Source organism: Pseudomonas sp. NFACC32-1, assembly GCF_900101215.1.
GTDB lineage: Bacteria > Pseudomonadota > Gammaproteobacteria > Pseudomonadales > Pseudomonadaceae > Aquipseudomonas.
This window is the reverse complement of the sequence record NZ_FMUL01000005.1, coordinates 286,262-304,380: the sequence shown is the minus strand read 5'-3', so window position 1 is coordinate 304,380 and position 18,119 is coordinate 286,262. Positions and strand designations below refer to the sequence as shown.

Genomic DNA, 18,119 nt, shown 5'->3' with positions numbered 1-18,119 from the left:
ATGGGGATAAATTCCCTCGCCACAGGATGTTCTCATCACAAATGTTCCCCGCAGTCATCTTCGACAGCCACAGACATGCTCATCTCCGACATGCCCCTAGGAGCAAATCCTACGGGGGATTACAATCGCTCCCCCGCCTGAATGGCTGACCCGCCCCGCCCATGCCAACCTGCTCCGTACACCCGTTACCTTACCGCGCCAACCCTGCCGAGTATTTCGCGGCGATTCGTCATGCCCCGGGCAGCGTGCTGCTCGACAGTGGCCGGCCGAGTGCCGAACGCGGACGTTATGACCTGCTCAGCGCATGGCCGCTGACACAATTGGCGGTGATGCCGAACGAGAGCGGCAGTGACTTCCTGCAACGCCTGCGCATTCAGCTGACCCAACTGGGCGACGCGGCGCTGCCGGCCACGGTGCAATTGCCCTTCGCGGGCGGCTTGATCGGCTACTTGAGCTATGACTTCGGCCGACACCTGGAAACCCTGCCTTCCCAGGCCCAGGACGACCTGCAACTGCCCGATGCCTGCTTCGGCGTCTATGACTGGGCGCTTGTCAGCGACCATCAGGCCGGCACCAGCCAATTGGTGTTCCACCCTCATTGTGGCGAAAGCGAACGCCAGCGTCTGATCGAGCTGTTCAGCCGGACCACCCCGATGCCCGCCAGCGCTTTCAGGCTCGAAGGACCTATGGCGCCGGACCTCAGCGCCGAAACCTATCGACAGGCAATCGACCGGATCCAGGCCTATATCCAGGCTGGTGACTGTTACCAGGTGAATTTTGCCCAGCGCTTCCGGGCGCCTTGCCAGGGTGATGCCTGGGTTGCGTACCAGGCACTGCGAGCGGCTTGCCCGACACCGTTCTCGGGCTTCCAGAGCCTGCCGGATGGCGGCGCGGTGCTGAGCCTGTCGCCCGAGCGTTTCGTCAGGGTCAGCGAGGGCCACGTCGAAACCCGTCCCATCAAGGGCACCCGCCCCCGTGGCAGCACGCCTGGCGAAGACGCCGCCCATGCCGCCGAGCTGCTTGCCAGCCCCAAGGACCGGGCGGAGAACCTGATGATCGTCGACTTGCTGCGCAACGATCTGGGCCGTACCTGCCGCATCGGCTCGGTGCGGGTACCGGAACTCTTCAGCCTGGAAAGCTACCCGAACGTACACCATCTGGTCAGCAGCGTGACCGGCGAACTGGCCGAGCGCAAAGACGCCCTGGACCTGATCGCCGGCAGTTTCCCCGGCGGCTCCATCACGGGCGCACCGAAGATCCGCGCCATGCAGATCATCGACGAGCTCGAACCGACCCGGCGCGGCCTCTATTGCGGTTCGTTGCTGTACCTGGACGTACGTGGGGAGATGGACAGCTCCATCGCCATCCGCAGCCTGCTGGTCAAGGATGGACAGGTGTGCTGCTGGGGCGGCGGCGGGATTGTCGCGGACTCGGACTGGCAGGCGGAGTATCAGGAGTCGATTACCAAGGTCAGGGTCTTGCTGGAAACCTTGCAGAACCTTTAGTGACCACACCATCTCCTGTGGGAGCGAGCTTGCTCGCGATTGCGTTGGGTCAGCAGCACTGGAGCCGACTGGCACACCGCTATCGCGAACAAGCGTCGCTCCCACAGGTTTTTTACCTACAGGCTGAGATTGCGGTTCGACGCCTTGATGAATTCCTGCTTCAACTCGGCGAAGCTGTGCACCGCCGGGAACTGCGGGAACTCACGGATCACATTATCCGGGGCATGGAACAGGATGCCGGCGTCGGCTTCGCCGAGCATTGTGGTGTCATTGTAGGAATCTCCTGCGGCAATCACCCGGTAGTACAAACTCTTGAATGCCAGGACCGACTGCCGCTTGGGATCTTTCTGACGCAGTTGATACCCGGTGACCCGCCCGCTCTCATCCGTGATCAGGCGATGGCACAACAAGGTGGGAAAACCCAGCTGCCGCATCAAGGGTTGGGAAAACTCGTAGAACGTGTCCGAAAGAATCACCACCTGGAAGCGTTCCCGCAGCCAGTCGACGAACTCGATGGCGCCGTCCAGCGGCTGGAGGGTGGCGATCACCTCCTGGATATCGGAAAGCTTGAGCCCGTGTTCGTCGAGGATGCGCAACCGCTGTTTCATCAGCACGTCGTAGTCGGGAATGTCCCGAGTGGTTGCCCTGAGGGATTGAATCCCGGTTTTTTCAGCGAAGGCGATCCAGATTTCCGGGACCAATACACCCTCCAGGTCGAGGCAGGCAATTTCCACAGGACACTCCCATTATTGATGTCTGTCGGTTGAGCGAACAAAAGGCTTGCCGACTCTAGCCATTCGCACAGGAGCGCGCCAGTCCCGGCCGCTTTTGTTACCATCGGCCTCCTATAGAGCGCTCAGCGCCACCGACCTGTAGGAAACCGCCCTGATGAGCCCATCGTTTGACGTCGTGGAACTCGCCACGACCTATGCCAACAAGTCTTCACAAGACATCCTCAAGCTGGCCTTCGCCGAGTTCGGCGACGACCTGTGGATATCTTTCAGCGGCGCCGAGGACGTGGTGCTGGTGGACATGGCCTGGAAGCTGAACAAGAACGTCAAGGTGTTCAGCCTCGACACCGGTCGCCTGCACCCGGAAACCTACCGGTTCATCGATCAGGTGCGCGAACACTACAAGATCGATATCGAGGTGATTTCGCCGGACCATACGAAACTGGAGCCGTTCGTGAAGGAAAAAGGCCTGTTCAGTTTCTATAAGGACGGTCATGGCGAGTGCTGCGGCATCCGCAAGATCGAACCATTGCGACGCAAACTGGCCGATGTCCGCGCATGGGCCACCGGCCAGCGTCGCGACCAGAGCCCCGGGACCCGCAGCCAGGTGGCCGTGCTGGAGATCGACACAGCATTCTCGACCCCGGAACGCACCCTGTACAAATTCAATCCGCTGTCGCAGATGACCAGCGAGGAAGTCTGGGGCTATATCCGCATGCTTGAGCTGCCTTACAACAGCTTGCATGAACGGGGGTTCATCAGCATCGGCTGCGAACCCTGCACCCGCCCGGTGCTGCCGAACCAGCATGAGCGCGAAGGTCGCTGGTGGTGGGAAGAAGCCACGCAGAAAGAATGTGGCCTGCATGCCGGTAACATCATCAGCAAATCCAAGGCCTGATCCCTCAACCCGCGACCGCTTCGAACTTTGAAGGAAGCGGTAGGGATGACCTGCTGGCCATGGCGTGACGCGCCGGCAACCTGTACACAAAAATGTCACCTCAGGTGCCATTTTTGTGTGCACTTATTCCCGTAATGCCCCGAAAAGTTACACCTGCCCTCCCCATCGCATTTTTCCTTCCTGGCGAAAGCTCGCGTCCTGAAAATAAATACCTGTTCGATTGGTCAATTTATAACGACCTTTTTTCAGTGACTTATACGAAACAAATAACGAAACGAAATCAAGGCAGAAAGCTTTAGATCCGAAGCTGGCATAGATATGGCTTGAGTCGACATGTGTTTTGTATACAAATCAAATAAAACCTACACACACTTTAGCTCCGCAAGCCTGAAGCGCCCTATCCCGTACAGGCTGCAGATGCCCCTTGACCAAGGATGCTCGCCCGCCGCGACGAAGATTTGTCGAGCCATGCGCTCATGCACAGTCATCGCGGCATCGAGGATCAGGAGCCTGCCGGAATGCGTACTAGCCTCTCCAATGACATCGCACTGGATCTACCCTCCTCCACCACTGCCGCGGATACCCGAACCACAGCCCCCCTGATCCTGAGCCCCAGGCTGCACAACAAGGACCTGGCGCCGACCAAGGCCGAGGGCCGGCGCTGGGGTCGATACAGCATCTTTGCCCTGTGGACCAACGACGTACACAACATCGCCAACTATTCCTTCGCCATCGGCCTGTATGCGCTGGGCCTGGGCGGCTGGCAGATCCTGCTGTCCCTGGGGATCGGTGCCGCGCTGGTCTATGGCTTCATGAACCTGTCCGGCTACATGGGGCAGAAGACCGGAGTGCCGTTTCCCGTCATCAGCCGGATCAGTTTCGGCATCCACGGCGCGCAGATTCCTGCGTTGATCAGGGCGGTTATCGCCATCGCCTGGTTCGGTATCCAGACCTACCTTGCGTCGGTGGTCTTTCGGGTATTGCTGACCGCCATCCACCCGGGCTTCGCCGACTACGACCAGGACTCGATCCTGGGCCTGTCGAGCCTGGGCTGGGTGTGTTTCGTGGTGATCTGGTTCGTGCAGTTGTTGATCCTGGCCTATGGCATGGAAATGGTACGCCGCTACGAAGGCTTTGCCGGGCCGGTGATTCTCGTCACCGTCGCCGCCCTGGCCGGTTGGATGTACACCCAGGCCGGCGCCACCATTGCCTGGTCGATCCGTGAACCGCTGAGCGGTGCCGAGATGTGGCGCAACATTTTCGCCGGCGGCGCGTTGTGGCTGGCGATCTACGGCACCCTGGTACTCAACTTCTGCGACTTCGCGCGTTCTTCGCCCTGCCGCCGAACCATCGTCGTCGGCAACTTCTGGGGCCTGCCGGTCAATATCCTGGTTTTCGCCGCAATCACGATCCTGCTGTGCGGTGCGCAGTTCCAGATCAACGGGCAGATCATCGAAAGCCCGACCCAGGTCATCGCCTCGATCCCCAACACCTTTTTACTGGTGCTTGGCTGCCTGGCGTTCCTCATCGTCACCGTGGCCGTGAACATCATGGCCAATTTCGTCGCACCGGCCTTCGTGCTCAGCAACCTGGCCCCCAGATACCTGACGTTCCGCCGGGCCGGACTGATCAGCGCCGCCATCGCCGTGCTGATCCTGCCGTGGAATCTCTATAACAGCCCGCTGGTGATCGTGTATTTCCTGTCCGGCCTCGGTGCGCTGCTCGGGCCGCTGTATGGCGTGATCATGGTCGACTACTGGTTGATCAGAAAAGGCCGGATCAATGTGCCACAGCTCTACAGCGAAGACCCCGATGGCGCCTATTTCTATAGCAAGGGGGTCAACCTGCGTGCGGTGGCGGCATTCATTCCGGCGGCCCTGATTGCCATCGTCCTGGCGCTGGTGCCCGGCTTCGACAGCGTTTCACCGTTCTCCTGGTTGATCGGCGCCGGGATCGCCGGGCTGCTCTACCTGGCGATCGCCAAGCGGCAGCCGTTTTACGAAGATGTCAGCGGTGAATCCATCGCCGTGGATAACGTCAGCCACTGAAGCCCGATTTCAACGCGGCCTGCCCGGCTCGGGCCGCTTATCTCACCTCAAGGAAAGCCCATGCGAATTCTCGTAGTCAACGTCAACACCACCGAGTCCATCACCCAGGCCATTGCCCGCCAGGCGCAGGCCGTGGCCGCCCCAGGTACGGAGATTGTCGGGCTCACGCCGCATTTCGGGGCCGACTCGGTCGAAGGCAACTTCGAAAGTTACCTGGCCGCCATCGCAGTGATGGACCGAGTGATGTCCTACGATCAGCCGTTCGACGCCGTGATCCAGGCCGGTTATGGCGAGCATGGCCGCGAAGGCCTGCAGGAGCTGCTCGACGTGCCGGTGGTGGATATCACCGACGCCGCCGCCAGCACCGCGATGTTCCTGGGCCATGCGTATTCAGTGGTCACCACCCTGGACCGCACCGTGCCGCTGATCGAAGACCGGCTCAAGCTCTCCGGCCTGTACGACCGGTGTGCATCGGTCAGGGCCAGTGGCCTGGCGGTGCTGGAGCTGGAGCAGGACCCGCAACGGGCCGTCGAAGCCATTGTGCAGCAGGCGGAACTGGCGGTGAGCCAGGACAAGGCCGAGGTGATCTGCTTGGGATGCGGCGGCATGGCCGGGCTCGATGAACGGATCCGCCAATGCACCGGGGTGCCGGTGGTGGATGGGGTGACCGCGGCGGTGACCATCGCCGAATCCCTGGTGCGACTGGGGTTATCCACTTCCAAGGTCCGCACCTACGCGACACCTCGGCCCAAGACCATCATCGGCTGGCCGGGGCGGTTCGGGCGCTGAGACACGTCGTGCCCATCGCGATCGTGCTGCGATGGGCGAGTGGTCTCAAACGGCCCTGAACCGCTGCGCCCATTCCTGCTCGGCAAACTGTTCGATGATGAAATCCACGAAGGCTCGGGTCTTGCCCGGCAGCAACTTGTGCTCGGCGTAATAGATGGAAATGTTGCCATCATCCACATACCAGTCCGGCAATACCCGCTGCAGTTCGCCGGACTCCAGGAACGGAACGGCCACCGGCATGCTCACCAGTCCAATGCCCAGCCCCTGGGCCGCGGCCGCACAGTCGGCTTCCGAGTCACTCATGGTCATGCGCGCCTTGAGCATCAGCGGACTGTGCTGCCCGGTACGACTGGTCAGTTGCCAGGAGCGAATGCGCCCGGTCTGGGGCGAACGGATCAGGATGCCCTGATGGTTCGCCAGGTCGTCCGGCTCCAGCACCGCGGCGTGCTCCTGCAGGTAACCCGGTGAGGCCACCAGTACCCGATGGGCCACCGCCAGCTTGCGTGCCACCACGCCTTGGGGCAACTCGAAACCACCCCCGATGGCCGCATCGAAACCCTGGCCGATCAGGTCGACCTGTCGGTTATCGAAGTGCCAGTCCGGGCTGATCGCCGGGAAGCGTCGTAGAAACTCCCCCAGCAATGGCACCACATACAGTCGTCCGAATGCCGTGCCCATGCTCACCTTCAACGTACCTGCCGGCTGCCCACCGGCGCTGGCCAGGTTGGCGACCGCGTTCTGGATGGTATTGAGGCTGCCGCTCACTTCGCTCAAAAACAAATGACCGGCCTCGGTCAGGGTCAGCCTGCGGGTACTGCGCTGGAACAGGCGCACCCCCAGCCGTGCTTCGAGCCTGGCGACATTCTTGCCCACCGCCGCCGGGGTAATACTCAGTCGCCGGGCGGCTTCGGCAAAGCTGCCGACTTCGGCACTGCGCACAAAGCATTCGATACTGCTGAAGGTCTCCATAAGCGCCACTCTAAACTTCTGGTTTACACAGACTATATCAATGGCGGTCTACACAGCCGGCGATCCGATCCCGATACTCGCTCCATCCCCGTGGCCTCTCGCCCCGGCATACTTTGGAGAAAACCATGAGCACTCAAACACTGAACGGTAAAGTCGCCTTGATCCAGGGCGGTTCCCGCGGCATCGGCGCCGCCATCGTCAAACGCCTGGTCGCCGAAGGCGCCGCGGTGGCCTTCACCTACGTCAGCTCCGCGGCCAAATCCGAGGAACTGCAGAACAGCCTCATCGCCGCCGGCGGCAAGGCCCTGGCAATCAAGGCCGACAGCGCCGACGCCGAGGCGATCCGCGATGCTGTCAACGCCACTGTCGAAGCCTTCGGCGGGCTGGACATCCTGGTCAATAACGCCGGGATCCTGGCAATGGCACCGCTGGAAGAATTCAAGCTGGAGGATTTCGACCAGACCCTGGCCGTCAACGTGCGCAGCGTGTTCATCGCGACCCAGGAGGCTGCGCGGCATATGAAGGAAGGAGGTCGGGTGATCAACATCGGTAGCACCAACGCCGATCGCATGCCCTTCGCCGGAGGTGCACCCTACGCCATGAGCAAAGCGGCGCTGGTGGGCCTGACCAAAGGCATGGCCCGCGATCTCGGCCCACGGGGCATTACGGTCAATAACGTGCAACCCGGCCCGGTGGACACCGACATGAACCCGGCCGACAGCGAGTTCGCTGGCAGCCTGATGTCACTGATGGCCATCGGTCGCTATGGCAATGTGGATGAAATCGCCAGTTTCGTTGCGTATCTGGCCGGTCCGGAAGCGGCGTATATCACGGGGGCCAGCCTGACCATCGACGGTGGTTTCGGCGCCTGACCCGGCCCATGCGGAAAACGCCGGCCATGGCCCGACCATGACCGGCGTTTTGCTTTGTTTTCTCAGGCCCACTCAAGCTGCGGCAGACCGCACAAGGCCGGCTGGAACAGCTTCAAAGAACGGATGATCGCGTCGGCATGGGCGTATTTCTCATCGGCCATGGCCGAGTCCGGCACCGCGATGGCTGTCATGCCGGCCGCCTTGGCTGCGGTGACACCGAATGGCGAGTCTTCGAACACCAGGCAATCTCGCGGCGCCACGCCCAGGCGCCGCGCCGCGGTGAGGAAGATATCCGGCGCCGGTTTTGCCGCTCCCACCTCGGGATCGTCCGCCGTGACGATGAAATCGAACAGGGCGAACCAGTCTCGGTGCAAAGTGGTCTTGAGCTTGAACGTATGGCTCGACGAGCTGGTGCCCACCGCGATCGGCACATCATGGGCCTTCAGATGCCGCACCAGCTCCTCGGCACCGGGCATCCCCAGGGCATGAGGAAACCGCTCGCGCATGAGCGGTTCGCGGATCACCAGGAACTCCTCGGGGGTGATCGGTAGCTCCAGCGCCTCGACCACGTAGCGAGCCAGGTCCCCGGCGCCACGGCCGATGATATTCTGCTTCACACTCCAATCGAACGTACGTCCGTAACGCTCGGCAATGATGGAGGTGACTTCGGTGTAGATGCCCTCGGTATCCAGCAACAGACCATCCATGTCGAATATCACAGCCTTGATCGGGCCAAACTCTTTGTGCGGTGCTTTCATCGCAGCGGATCCGTTATCAACACTACATTCCGGGAAATGGCTCAGGTACGTCCAGGATGAGGTGTGCGCCTTAAAGGATTCAGCAGGATAACGAGGGGGAGTTGGAACAGGCAACGAAAAATCTTACGACAGGTACATGCGCAATCTGTAGGAGCTGGCGAGCTTTCCCTCGCCAGCTCCTACAGTGCCCACCGTCAATGCTCATCTATCTTATTGGCTCGACCCGCTGGATCCGCCTGAGCTACCACCACTGTCGGTGGTGCCGGCTCCGGTCCCGCTGCTGGAGGCATCGCCACCCATGGAACTGCCCCCACTGGTCGAACCGGTCCCTGTGCCAGGGCTGGTGCTGCTGCCGCTGGCGTCGCCGCCGTTACCACCACTGACAGAGCCAGGGGGCAAGGCGTTACCGCTGGTGTCGGTCGTGGAACCGGCATCCATCTGGGTGGAAGGTGGCATTCCACCTTTGTCCACGGGTGGATTATCGCCCGTGGTCTGTGCGAAAGCCGCCAGCGAACTGGTCGAAAGAATGCCGGCGAGTGTCATCGCCGCCAAGTGTGATTTCATCATGGTGAGTCTCCTTTTCAAGGTACCTACCTGATGTGTGGCCGCCAGGAGACGCCGATGGTGCCCCGAAATCGACAGGCGGCCGCTCTTGCGGCGTTCAGCTGGGTTTACCGGAAGCATCGTCACCGGCGATGTCCGGGTCATCCGGGGTCGCTTCGACGCTGTCATCCTCTTCGGGCACCTGCTCGATGCCGGCCTCGTCATCCGGCGGACGCTGGTCCCGGCTCAGGGAGTCCGTGGGTGATGGCAGTGGGTATTCCGGCGTTTCATCTTCGTCGGGGGCAGGTGAATTGGCAGTCATGGCAACCTCCAGAGGCGGATGAACCGACCTCAATCGTAGGATTCTTCCTCAAGCTCGGCGTCTTCATCGTCGATCAGGGGGACCTGGGCGTCGTCCATCAGGGAACCGGGATCCTCATTGCCCGGATCATTGACGAAAGGAAGGCCCGACGGACCTTTCTCTTCCTTGCCTTCTGTTTCCGGCGTCATGGCACACCTCGCAATTGCAGATGGATGTATGGATTCGAGGCGAGAGGAAGGTAAACGTTCCGGACAAATCCCCGAGAAAGAAAAACCCGGCACGGGGGCCGGGTTTTCTCATTCAGGCATCACCTCAGCGATGCTTTTTCTTGTGCTTGTGTTTCTTGCCGGAGTGCCCGTCGTTGTCGTTGGACAGGTTGCTGCCCAGGGCTCCGCCTGCTGCGCCGCCAATGCCCGCGCCAATGGTGGAGCCCGTTGAGCCACCCAAGCGATTGCCGACGATCGAACCACCGGCCGACCCCAGGCCGCCGCCGATGGCTGCTTCTGTACGACTGCCCTTGCGAGCCCCCACCGCGCTGCCGGCCGCACCGCCGACACCGGCACCGATGGCGGCACCTGTGCTACCGCCCATCTGCTGGCCAACCACATTACCCAAGACACCGCCAAGGCCACCGCCGATTGCAGCGGTTCCATCGCCAGCCGCCATCGCACCTTGGGCAATCACAAGCCCAAGCACCAGGGTGGACAAAGTCAAACGCATGATAAAAACCTCGAAAATGCCGCATCGGGAAAAATGGCCGCTGCGCGCGGGCGCGAGTTTACGCCAAACGGCTCAACCATGCCGGTTGGACAGCGAATGCAGGAGTTGTTTTATGACAGGCAAAAAAAAGCCCGCTGGGGAAACGGGCAGGTACTGCTTTCTAACGGATGAGCTGAGACTACGCGGCCGAGTGTGAAAGAAACGTGAAAGAAACGTCGACAAAAAAAGATGAAGAAAAAATCTACACGCCGGTCGATGCTGCACGCGCACGCATCCGGTCCCCCAACAAAAAGCCCCGTCCACTGACGGGGCTGCGACTGTCGCTACCTTCTGGCCGGGACCCTGGGCAGGAACTTGGCCTTCTCCCCACGTTGCACTTTGGGCACCCTGGTCCTGATGGACTTGATCGGCTCATCGCCGAAGTCAGATCGATAAGCCGATTGACCGCATTGCAACCCTTCGTTAATCGGATAAGTGGCTCCGATGTCCTCGCTGTAGGATGCTCCCATCGCCTTCCCCTTTCGTCGGGACCGATACCGGCAACAACCGTTGCCTGGAAAATATCGATCTTCAAGTCTTGAGACTAGCCGGTCATCAACAGACCGCTCATTCGATGCTCGCTTGACCGACGAATGGAACCCACTGTTTCAGAAGGGAAACAGTCAACCTGTACGCACGATTGCCCGGCTCAGCACCCGGGAAACCTGATCGGCCGAATAGGGCTTGGACAAGAACTCGAAGCCCTCATGGCCACTGTGGGCCAGTTCCTCGCTGTAGCCGGACGTCAGCACCACCGGCAGGTTCTCGCGGCGCCGGCGCAGCTCCTTGGCCAGGGCGATACCGCTGATACCCGGCATGACCACGTCGGAAAACACCGCATCGAAGGCCATGGCGTCCGGGCCGGCCAGGTCCAGCGCCTCCTCGGCATTGGTAGCCCAGACGGTTTCGTAACCCAGGTCCTGCAGGATCTGGTTGGCAAACTTGCCTACCTCCAGGTTGTCCTCCACCACCAGCACGCGCCGCTTGCCCTTCTCCAGGATCAGATCGACTGCCTCTTCCTTCGCGGGCTCCTTTGTCTTTTCGGCTTTCACTTCGGGAAGGTACAGGGTAAACACCGTACCCTCGCCGACCACAGTCGAGACATCGACATTGCCACCAGATTGCTTGGCAAAGCCAAACACTTGGGACAAGCCCAATCCCGTGCCCTTGCCCACCTCCTTGGTGGTGAAGAACGGCTCGAAAATGTGTTCGAGGACCTCAGGCGCGATCCCCGTGCCGGTGTCTGCCAGGGCGACGGCGACAAAAGCCTGCCCGGACCCGGCGTGGCCACGGATCGGCGGCATGCCTTTACCGCATTTGAGTCGCAGCCACAGCGTGCCCTGCCCGCTCATGGCATCCCGAGCGTTCAACGCCATGTTGATCAGGGCTGTTTCGAACTGGCTCAAGTCCGCGCGGACGAAGCAGGGACGCTCGCACAACTGCACCTTGACCTGCATGCGTGCCCCGGTGATGGTCTCCAGCATGTCCCCCAGGCTCTGCACCTGCTTGCCCACATCGATGACTTTCGGCTTCAAAGGCTGACGCCGAGCGAAGGCCAGCAACTGGCTGGTCAGCTTGGCGGCACGCTCTACCGTTTCGGACACCGCCGTCATGTAGCGCTGGCGGCGCTCATCGCTGAGGTTGGGCAGGCGCAGGAAATCCATGGAGGAGCGGATAATGGTCAGCAGGTTATTGAAATCATGGGCCACGCCCCCGGTAAGCTGGCCAATGGCTTCGAGCTTCTGCGACTGGCGCAGTGCCGCTTCGGTCTGCTGCAGCCGGGTAGTGCGCTCCTCGACCCGCTCCTCCAGCGTCGCGTTCAGTTCGGCCAGGGCCGCGAGCCCCTCGCGCACCGCCGCATCGGCACGGGCGCGCTCGATGTGGGCCCAGGAGCGCTCGGTGACCTCCAGCAGCAGCGCCAGATCGTTGGAAGACCAGACCCGAGGCGTTTTATCGTGGATCGCCATCAAGGCGGTCAAACGCCCGTTCTTGATCAGCGGGACGCAGATGGTGGCGGCGATGCCGATCGCCTGGAATGTCGCGGCTTCTTCCGGCGCCAGCTCCGCCAGGTTGTCATTGATCACCAGGGGCTTGCCGGCCCGCAGGTTGGCGACCGCCAGCCGACCGAAATCCGCCAGTCGATAGCGACCGACAATACTCGCAGACCCCACCCTGGCCCAATCGCCACGAATCGTGAAGGCGTCCTCGTCTTCTTCCATGTCCGCGTATGCGCAGTTGGACAGGTTCAGATGCGCCGCCAGGATGCGCGTGGTGGTTGCCATGATGGTCTGTGGATCGGTGGCGTTGGCCACCGCGCTGCCAATGGCATCGAGAACGGCCAGGCGCTGGGTCATGAAGACGGTGGACGTGGTCTCGGTGACGGTGTCGAGCATGCCCACCACCTTGCCGAACTGGTCGCGGATAGGGCTGTAGCAGAAGGTGAAATAGGCCTGTTCAGGGCCACCGCCCCGCTCGATGACCAAGGGGAAGTTCTCGATATAGGTCGCTTGCCCGTCGAAGGCCCCCTGCACGATGGGGCCGATCTCGCTCCATGCCTCCTGCCATATCTCGTCGAATCCGCGACCCAATGCGTCGGGCTTGTTGCCGAGAATGGCCATGAATGCGTCGTTGTACAGGGTGATCAGCTCCGGTCCCCACACAATGGCCTGGGGAAACTGCGAAGCAAGGCTCAGCGCCACGGTCGTCTTGAGCACATCCGGCCATTGCTCCAGCGGTCCGATGGCCGTGCCGGCCCAATCATGACGCCTTACCTGGGCGGCCATTTCACCATCGCTCTGCAGCCAGTCTGTCATGCGTTCGATCCTTCCCAACTGCCTTATCATCGAAGCGAAGTGCTTGCGTCCTCAAGCCGCGCCGTATTATCCCGTGCCGGACGGGAATGTGCGATTGGAATGTGAGGCGTATAGCGCTGCGACCGAGTGCTGAACGGTAAAAAATGGCGATAAAACTACAGACGCGTCCTACACGTAATAAGGAATTTGCCTGCCAATCAGTTCCAAAGGATCAGTGGCGCTCTCATGGACTTGGCGCTTGCGGCTCGATCCGCTGCCCTCGCCTTCCCCTGAATTTGCCCACGGTTTCGACAAACGGCGTGACAATCAAGCCATAGACCGTCTGGTAACGGTCATGCTCCGGCTCGCCGGTGCCGAAGCGCAGGCTTTCGGGTTGAGAACGGGTGACATGGAGCGTGCCGAACATCCAGTCCCAGAGTGACAGATTAGTACCGAAATTCCGGTTGAAATGGCGCGGCGCGTCACTGTGGTGGATCTGATGCTGGGCGGGGCTATTGAGCAGATGCTCCATCACCGGGCCGAATGACAGCCAGACATGGGTGTGGCGCAGGTTCGCCGCAAGACCATTGAAGATGAACACCAGATAGGTCACCCCAAACAATGTGTAGCGACTGACCTCGCCGCCGCAGACATACCAGAACCCTCCGACGTACAGCCCAAGACCAGCGCCGACGGCGAGCTTCTCGACAATCTTTTCCAAAAAATGCACCCGACTCGCCGTGGCCGGTACCAGTACCGGGGCCGAGTGATGAACCTTATGGAATGCCCAGAGCCAGCGCGAGTGGAACGCCCGGTGCGCCCAGTAATGGATAAAGTCCTTCACCAGGAACACCCCAAGCCCATAGAGCAAGGCCAGCGAGAGACTCTCCCCCAGGCGCGGTCGCGCGCCCCAGAGATTGATGAAGAAAGCCAGGTAGTCTCCTGAACGCAGGATGTAAGGATCCACCAGATGGACGATGGGCAATACCAGGGCAACCTTGAGAATCGCCCGCACGAAGTAATACCGGTAATCGAGCAATGCCGAGGGATGCCAATACACCCGACTGCCGCCGATGAATTGCCAGAACGAACGGGCCTGGGTCAGGCCGCGGTGCTTGCGCGAACGATAAAGACCATAGGCAACCCCGTAGGAAGTGCAGAGGAACAAGGCCCCGAGACGACCGTTCAGGTTGAAGAGGCTGAAGAACTGTTCGCAGACGGGCTCGACGACCCACTCGATCAGTTGTTGATAGACAAGGGAAAAAGCATCCACGAAATGCCAGCCTCTGCGAAGGTGCGGCATTGTAGATCAGTCCGGCTGGGGGAGCTTGCGTTTCTGATTGTCCTGAAACCTCAAGGATTTACCGCAGCCCCCCTGGGTGCTGTGGGTCGGGCGAAGCAGTGCTTGCCAGCCAGTTCTCCCGCGTCATTTCCCAGATGTCCTTGGGCAAAGTCCCGCAAACGAAATCCCCTTGAGCCGTTGCCACCAGACGCATGCCCTCGTGCTCCGAAATCCGGCGCGAGGCGTGATTGCCGACGGCCTTGGGGACTCGCATCGTGGGACGTCCCAGGGTTTCGAACCAAAAGACATTGATGACTTCGCAGGCTTCGCGCATATAGCCTTTCCCCTGCCATTGGGGTGCCAGCCAGAAACCTCGGTTATTGCCGGGCTGGTCATACAGACTGATGCTGCCGATGCAAGGGGACGGCTCCTCGCGCAGGCGAATCATCCAGTGCCATTCGTGCCCCGCCGCCATGGCGGGAAGTGCCTGGTCGCGAACGTACGCCAGCGCGCCGTCATCGGGATATGGCCATGGCACGCGACTGTCGAGATAACGCACCACGTCCCAATGAGGGAACAGCTGCTGGATGGCCGCTGCGTCGCTCAGTTGCAGGGGCGAGAGTAAAAGGCGTCGGGTCTGCAGCTCAGGGAAGATTTGCACGGTGAAGGTCCTTCTTCCTGTTGTCGGCTCGATAATAGCCCGACATTTCGCTGTCTCTACGCTGATCGACGATTTGATGCATTTCAACGCGCAGGGCATCCTAGGTCTGATCGCTTCATCATCGACACACCTGAAACCCAGGCAAGCCATCATGAAATCTCACGCAACACGCTACGGGTTATCGGTTCTTGCACTGCTGGTGTGCTGTGGCCACGCACAGGCAGGAACCTGGCAGATTTGCAAGATGGACCTGGAGATTACTGACGTATTGAAACGTCCATTCCCCCAACTACAAGCCAAGATCCTGAAGGCAAACCCCGCGTCAGCCTCGGTGGAATGTCCGGAGCAAGGGTCAACATTGACCTTCACGCCGGAAACCGCCGATTACCAGGCCACGCTTCCTCGCCGGCAATGGCCTCGAAAAGGGCAATCCATGCAGGTCGACTATCGCTATCTGGACGGCATCTGCAAAGGCGACGGCAATAGCCACCCGTGCCGTATCAAGCACTATCCCATCGGACGATGATCCCCATGGGATAGATTGCGGATTGACGTTCAGGCATCGCTCATTGGCCGTTGGCTCGTCTGCCAGGCTTTTTGGTCAATGAACCAGCCGAGAACCTCATCCCAGAGGGGCGCGGCGTCTGGACGGAAATAGCCCATATGGCCGATGGGTTGCTTTTTCGTTTCAGGATGCAGGTCCCGGACCCGTAACGGCACATTGCGATAGCCCTTGATGAAGGCGTCTCTCGAGCGAGGCGGCGCCCATGGATCATCCACCGCGTTGGCGAACACACAAGGCGAACGGACCTGCGCGTAGCGGTCGGCGACAGCCGCCATCGATGGGTCATCGAAGAAGTAATGGGGATAGACACACCAGCGCCGCCAATCCTTGTAGACCCCCAGCGGCAGGTCGTCGCCCATTCCCAGCAGGCTCCAGGCCATGTAGCCCTTGTACGTCACGATCAGTGGCAGGACGCATCGCCACAACAGACGCACCTTGATGGCCTCCAGCCTGGGCATCCACCCGGCCCATCCGGCCCCTGTGCCAAAACAATAGGCCGCCGCGATCTTGCGGTGGTTGGGCAGCAATCCCAATGCATGCCCTCCGAAAGAGTGACCGACCCAGTACAACCCCGTCTCTGCGTCATCCATGTACTCGACGGCCGCCGCCAGGTCGCGCAGCCCCCAATCGAGGTAGGACATCTCGAAGCCTTTCAAGGAGTCGGGGGCGGACGCACCGACACCCCGGTAATCCATCGTCAGGACATTGAAGCCCTGTCTGCTGGCATGTTCGGCGAAGCGGCGGTAGAAGCGTTGTTGCACACCCGTCGCGCCCGCCATGATGAGATTGCCTTTCAATGGCCCTTGGGCCGAGTATCGGTTGGCGGCCAGGCGGTAGCCATCGTCCGCCACCAGCGTCAGTTGTTCGATCATCAAAGAATCCGCCTTAACAGGCCGCTGGGCTTCAGACAGACGCGCTATACCGCGCGCTGCCATCGGTGTCTGGTGCTGCTGCATCGCTTACCCCTGCCCTGAGGAATCAACGACCTCTGAACACCGGTTCGCGCTTTTGCATCATCGCCATGACGCCTTCGCGCACGTCTTCGCTCTTGATCAGGGTGAACAGCAGATCGTTGAGCTTGCCGAGGGCCGCATCGGCGCCTTCGTCGCGAGCCTGGAAGGCTGATTGCAGGGTGGCCTTGATCGCCAGGGGCGCAGCCTTGGCGATGCGTTCGGCGTACTCGATGGCACGCGCCAGCTCCTGCCCGGGCTCAACGACCTCGGTCAACAGGCGCATGCGCAGCGCATCGGCGGCATTGAATGGCTCGCCGGTCAGCATGTAGCGCATGGCGTCAGTCCAGCCGGCAGCCTGGGTGAAACGCACGGTGGACCCGCCGGACGGCGAGATGCCACGCAGCACTTCCAAGTGCGCGAAGCGGGCATTGCTGGCGGCAATCGCGATGTCGGCGTTGAGCATCAGTTCGATACCGGCGGTCCAGCAAGTGCCTTGGATGGCCACCACCACCGGTTTGCTGCGGCGCGGTTTCGACACACCCCACGGGTCGATGCCTTCATCCGGGTACCTGAAGCCTCCCGAAGCCAGTTTGGGGGTCAACTCCATCAGATCGAGACCCGCGGTGAAGTGCTCGCCATGGGCGAATACGACGGCGCAACGCAGCTCGTCATTGCGCTCGTACTCGCCCAGGGCCAGGGCAAGGTCGTTCAGCATGGCACTATCGAATGCATTGCGCTTACCAGCCCGATCGAGGCCGATCAGGATCAGATGACCGCGCTGCTCCCGGGTCACTCGACCCGGTCCACTGTTTGCTTCGCTCATGGAAAAAGTCTCCTGGCTTCATGGAGGAACGTAAGGGTCCGTACCAACCCATTACTTACCGAACGTTCGGTTCAAGAAAACTAAACAAACATTCGGTAACCGTCAAATTGTGACGGTCAGGCTTATGCCGTAGAATCAATTTGCATGATCGTTCGCAGGAGTTACCCGTGCGTCCACCGAAAATCCCACGCGATGTGCTTCTGCAACGCTGTGCCAATACCTTCAAGCGTCTCGGCTACCACGGCACGACCATGGATGAACTGTCATCGGCCTGCGGCCTGACCAAGGCCTCCTTCTATCACCATTACCCCAACAAGGAAGCGCTGCTGCGGGATGTGCTGGACTGGACGCACGAGCGATTGAAGCAATCGTTGTTCGCCATTGCTTTCGATGAAAACCTGCCGGTGCGCGAACGCCTCGCCAGCATGGGACGCAAGGCCAAGCGACTCTTCCAGGACGATTCGATCGGTTGCCTGATGGGCGTCGTGGCAGTCGATGCCACTTATGGAAAGGTGGAACTCATGGCGCCGATCCGGCGCTTTCTGGATGACTGGGCCCAGGCCTTCGCCGAGCTTTATCGCGCCGCCCACGGCCAGACTGAGGCGCATGGCCTGGCGCGACAATTGGTGGCCGATTTCGAAGGTGCGATTCTGTTGGCGCGCATCTACGACGACTCAAGTTACATCGATGCCGTGATCGAACGCGGCATGCGTCAGCTGGAACCTGCCAGCAGCCCGTCCGGCTGAGAGCGTGGTGCAAACAAGGCAGCCGCCATCAGGCCTGCCTTCCTCCAGGGTGTTTTGACTTCACATCCGTCTGAATTCGCTGTTGCTTCGATAACGACGAAGC

At 60.8% G+C, this 18,119-nt stretch carries 19 protein-coding genes; 7 read left to right on the top strand and 12 right to left on the bottom strand.

Going from position 1 to position 18,119, the window contains the following annotated elements:
• Window positions 1-161: 161 nt before the first annotated feature.
• Window positions 162-1,505: an aminodeoxychorismate synthase component I gene (gene pabB / locus BLP99_RS11325; RefSeq protein WP_072393175.1), complete on the top strand. Its 1,344-nt coding sequence runs from the start codon at window positions 162-164 to the stop codon at window positions 1,503-1,505.
• A gap of 116 nt (window positions 1,506-1,621) precedes the next feature.
• Here the strand turns inward: pabB and thrH are convergent, their stop codons facing one another.
• Window positions 1,622-2,239 (bottom strand): bifunctional phosphoserine phosphatase/homoserine phosphotransferase ThrH, encoded by a 618-nt coding sequence (thrH, locus tag BLP99_RS11320; protein ID WP_072431836.1) that lies wholly within the window; start codon window positions 2,237-2,239, stop codon window positions 1,622-1,624.
• A 154-nt stretch (window positions 2,240-2,393) separates the two neighbouring features.
• On the opposite strand from thrH, the gene BLP99_RS11315 reads away from it, so the two are divergent.
• The 3 genes from BLP99_RS11315 (at window position 2,394) to BLP99_RS11305 (ending at window position 5,971) form a co-directional block, all read left to right on the top strand.
• Window positions 2,394-3,134, top strand: a complete 741-nt coding sequence (locus tag BLP99_RS11315; RefSeq protein WP_092180331.1) for a phosphoadenylyl-sulfate reductase — start codon at window positions 2,394-2,396, stop codon at window positions 3,132-3,134.
• A gap of 518 nt (window positions 3,135-3,652) precedes the next feature.
• Window positions 3,653-5,182, top strand: coding sequence for an NCS1 family nucleobase:cation symporter-1 (locus BLP99_RS11310; protein WP_072394102.1), 1,530 nt, complete (start codon window positions 3,653-3,655; stop codon window positions 5,180-5,182).
• Between the two features lie 60 nt (window positions 5,183-5,242).
• Window positions 5,243-5,971 carry an aspartate/glutamate racemase family protein gene (locus BLP99_RS11305; protein WP_072393184.1) on the top strand — a complete coding sequence of 243 codons (729 nt, stop codon included), beginning with the start codon at window positions 5,243-5,245 and terminating at the stop codon, window positions 5,969-5,971.
• A 45-nt stretch (window positions 5,972-6,016) separates the two neighbouring features.
• Here the strand turns inward: BLP99_RS11305 and BLP99_RS11300 are convergent, their stop codons facing one another.
• Complete coding sequence (locus BLP99_RS11300) at window positions 6,017-6,940, bottom strand: LysR family transcriptional regulator (protein ID WP_092180329.1); 924 nt, start codon at window positions 6,938-6,940, stop codon at window positions 6,017-6,019.
• Window positions 6,941-7,065: 125 nt separating this feature from the next.
• On the opposite strand from BLP99_RS11300, the gene BLP99_RS11295 reads away from it, so the two are divergent.
• Window positions 7,066-7,812, top strand: coding sequence for a 3-oxoacyl-ACP reductase family protein (locus tag BLP99_RS11295; protein WP_092180327.1), 747 nt, complete (start codon window positions 7,066-7,068; stop codon window positions 7,810-7,812).
• 62 nt (window positions 7,813-7,874) lie between these two features.
• On the opposite strand, the gene BLP99_RS11290 is transcribed toward BLP99_RS11295, so the two are convergent.
• The 8 genes from BLP99_RS11290 to BLP99_RS11255 form a co-directional block, all read right to left on the bottom strand.
• Window positions 7,875-8,570: an HAD-IA family hydrolase gene (locus BLP99_RS11290; protein ID WP_072393195.1), complete on the bottom strand. Its 696-nt coding sequence runs from the start codon at window positions 8,568-8,570 to the stop codon at window positions 7,875-7,877.
• A gap of 210 nt (window positions 8,571-8,780) precedes the next feature.
• Entirely contained in the window at window positions 8,781-9,137 is a 357-nt protein-coding gene (locus BLP99_RS11285) for a hypothetical protein (RefSeq protein WP_072393198.1), read from the bottom strand.
• Between the two features lie 94 nt (window positions 9,138-9,231).
• Window positions 9,232-9,435: a hypothetical protein gene (locus tag BLP99_RS11280; protein ID WP_072393201.1), complete on the bottom strand. Its 204-nt coding sequence runs from the start codon at window positions 9,433-9,435 to the stop codon at window positions 9,232-9,234.
• A gap of 29 nt (window positions 9,436-9,464) precedes the next feature.
• Window positions 9,465-9,623, bottom strand: a complete 159-nt coding sequence (locus BLP99_RS26395; protein ID WP_165887350.1) for a hypothetical protein — start codon at window positions 9,621-9,623, stop codon at window positions 9,465-9,467.
• Between the two features lie 124 nt (window positions 9,624-9,747).
• Window positions 9,748-10,155, bottom strand: a complete 408-nt coding sequence (locus BLP99_RS11275; RefSeq protein ID WP_072393204.1) for a glycine zipper domain-containing protein — start codon at window positions 10,153-10,155, stop codon at window positions 9,748-9,750.
• A 662-nt stretch (window positions 10,156-10,817) separates the two neighbouring features.
• Window positions 10,818-13,007 carry a GAF domain-containing hybrid sensor histidine kinase/response regulator gene (locus BLP99_RS11265; protein ID WP_072431833.1) on the bottom strand — a complete coding sequence of 730 codons (2,190 nt, stop codon included), beginning with the start codon at window positions 13,005-13,007 and terminating at the stop codon, window positions 10,818-10,820.
• 223 nt (window positions 13,008-13,230) lie between these two features.
• On the bottom strand, window positions 13,231-14,259 hold the full coding sequence (locus BLP99_RS11260; protein WP_092180351.1) for a sterol desaturase family protein: 1,029 nt from the start codon (window positions 14,257-14,259) through the stop codon (window positions 13,231-13,233).
• 88 nt (window positions 14,260-14,347) lie between these two features.
• Window positions 14,348-14,929, bottom strand: coding sequence for a GNAT family N-acetyltransferase (locus BLP99_RS11255; RefSeq protein WP_072459196.1), 582 nt, complete (start codon window positions 14,927-14,929; stop codon window positions 14,348-14,350).
• Between the two features lies 1 nt (window position 14,930).
• Here BLP99_RS11255 and BLP99_RS11250 point away from each other — a divergent pair, with 1 nt between their 5' ends.
• Window positions 14,931-15,455 (top strand): hypothetical protein, encoded by a 525-nt coding sequence (locus BLP99_RS11250; protein WP_371128593.1) that lies wholly within the window; start codon window positions 14,931-14,933, stop codon window positions 15,453-15,455.
• 29 nt (window positions 15,456-15,484) lie between these two features.
• On the opposite strand, the gene BLP99_RS11245 is transcribed toward BLP99_RS11250, so the two are convergent.
• Window positions 15,485-16,366 (bottom strand): alpha/beta hydrolase family protein, encoded by an 882-nt coding sequence (locus tag BLP99_RS11245; RefSeq protein WP_072431831.1) that lies wholly within the window; start codon window positions 16,364-16,366, stop codon window positions 15,485-15,487.
• A 106-nt stretch (window positions 16,367-16,472) separates the two neighbouring features.
• Entirely contained in the window at window positions 16,473-17,270 is a 798-nt protein-coding gene (locus BLP99_RS11240; RefSeq protein WP_072393216.1) for a crotonase/enoyl-CoA hydratase family protein, read from the bottom strand.
• Between the two features lie 167 nt (window positions 17,271-17,437).
• On the opposite strand from BLP99_RS11240, the gene BLP99_RS11235 reads away from it, so the two are divergent.
• Complete coding sequence (locus tag BLP99_RS11235) at window positions 17,438-18,016, top strand: TetR/AcrR family transcriptional regulator (protein WP_072459194.1); 579 nt, start codon at window positions 17,438-17,440, stop codon at window positions 18,014-18,016.
• Window positions 18,017-18,119 lie beyond the last annotated feature (103 nt).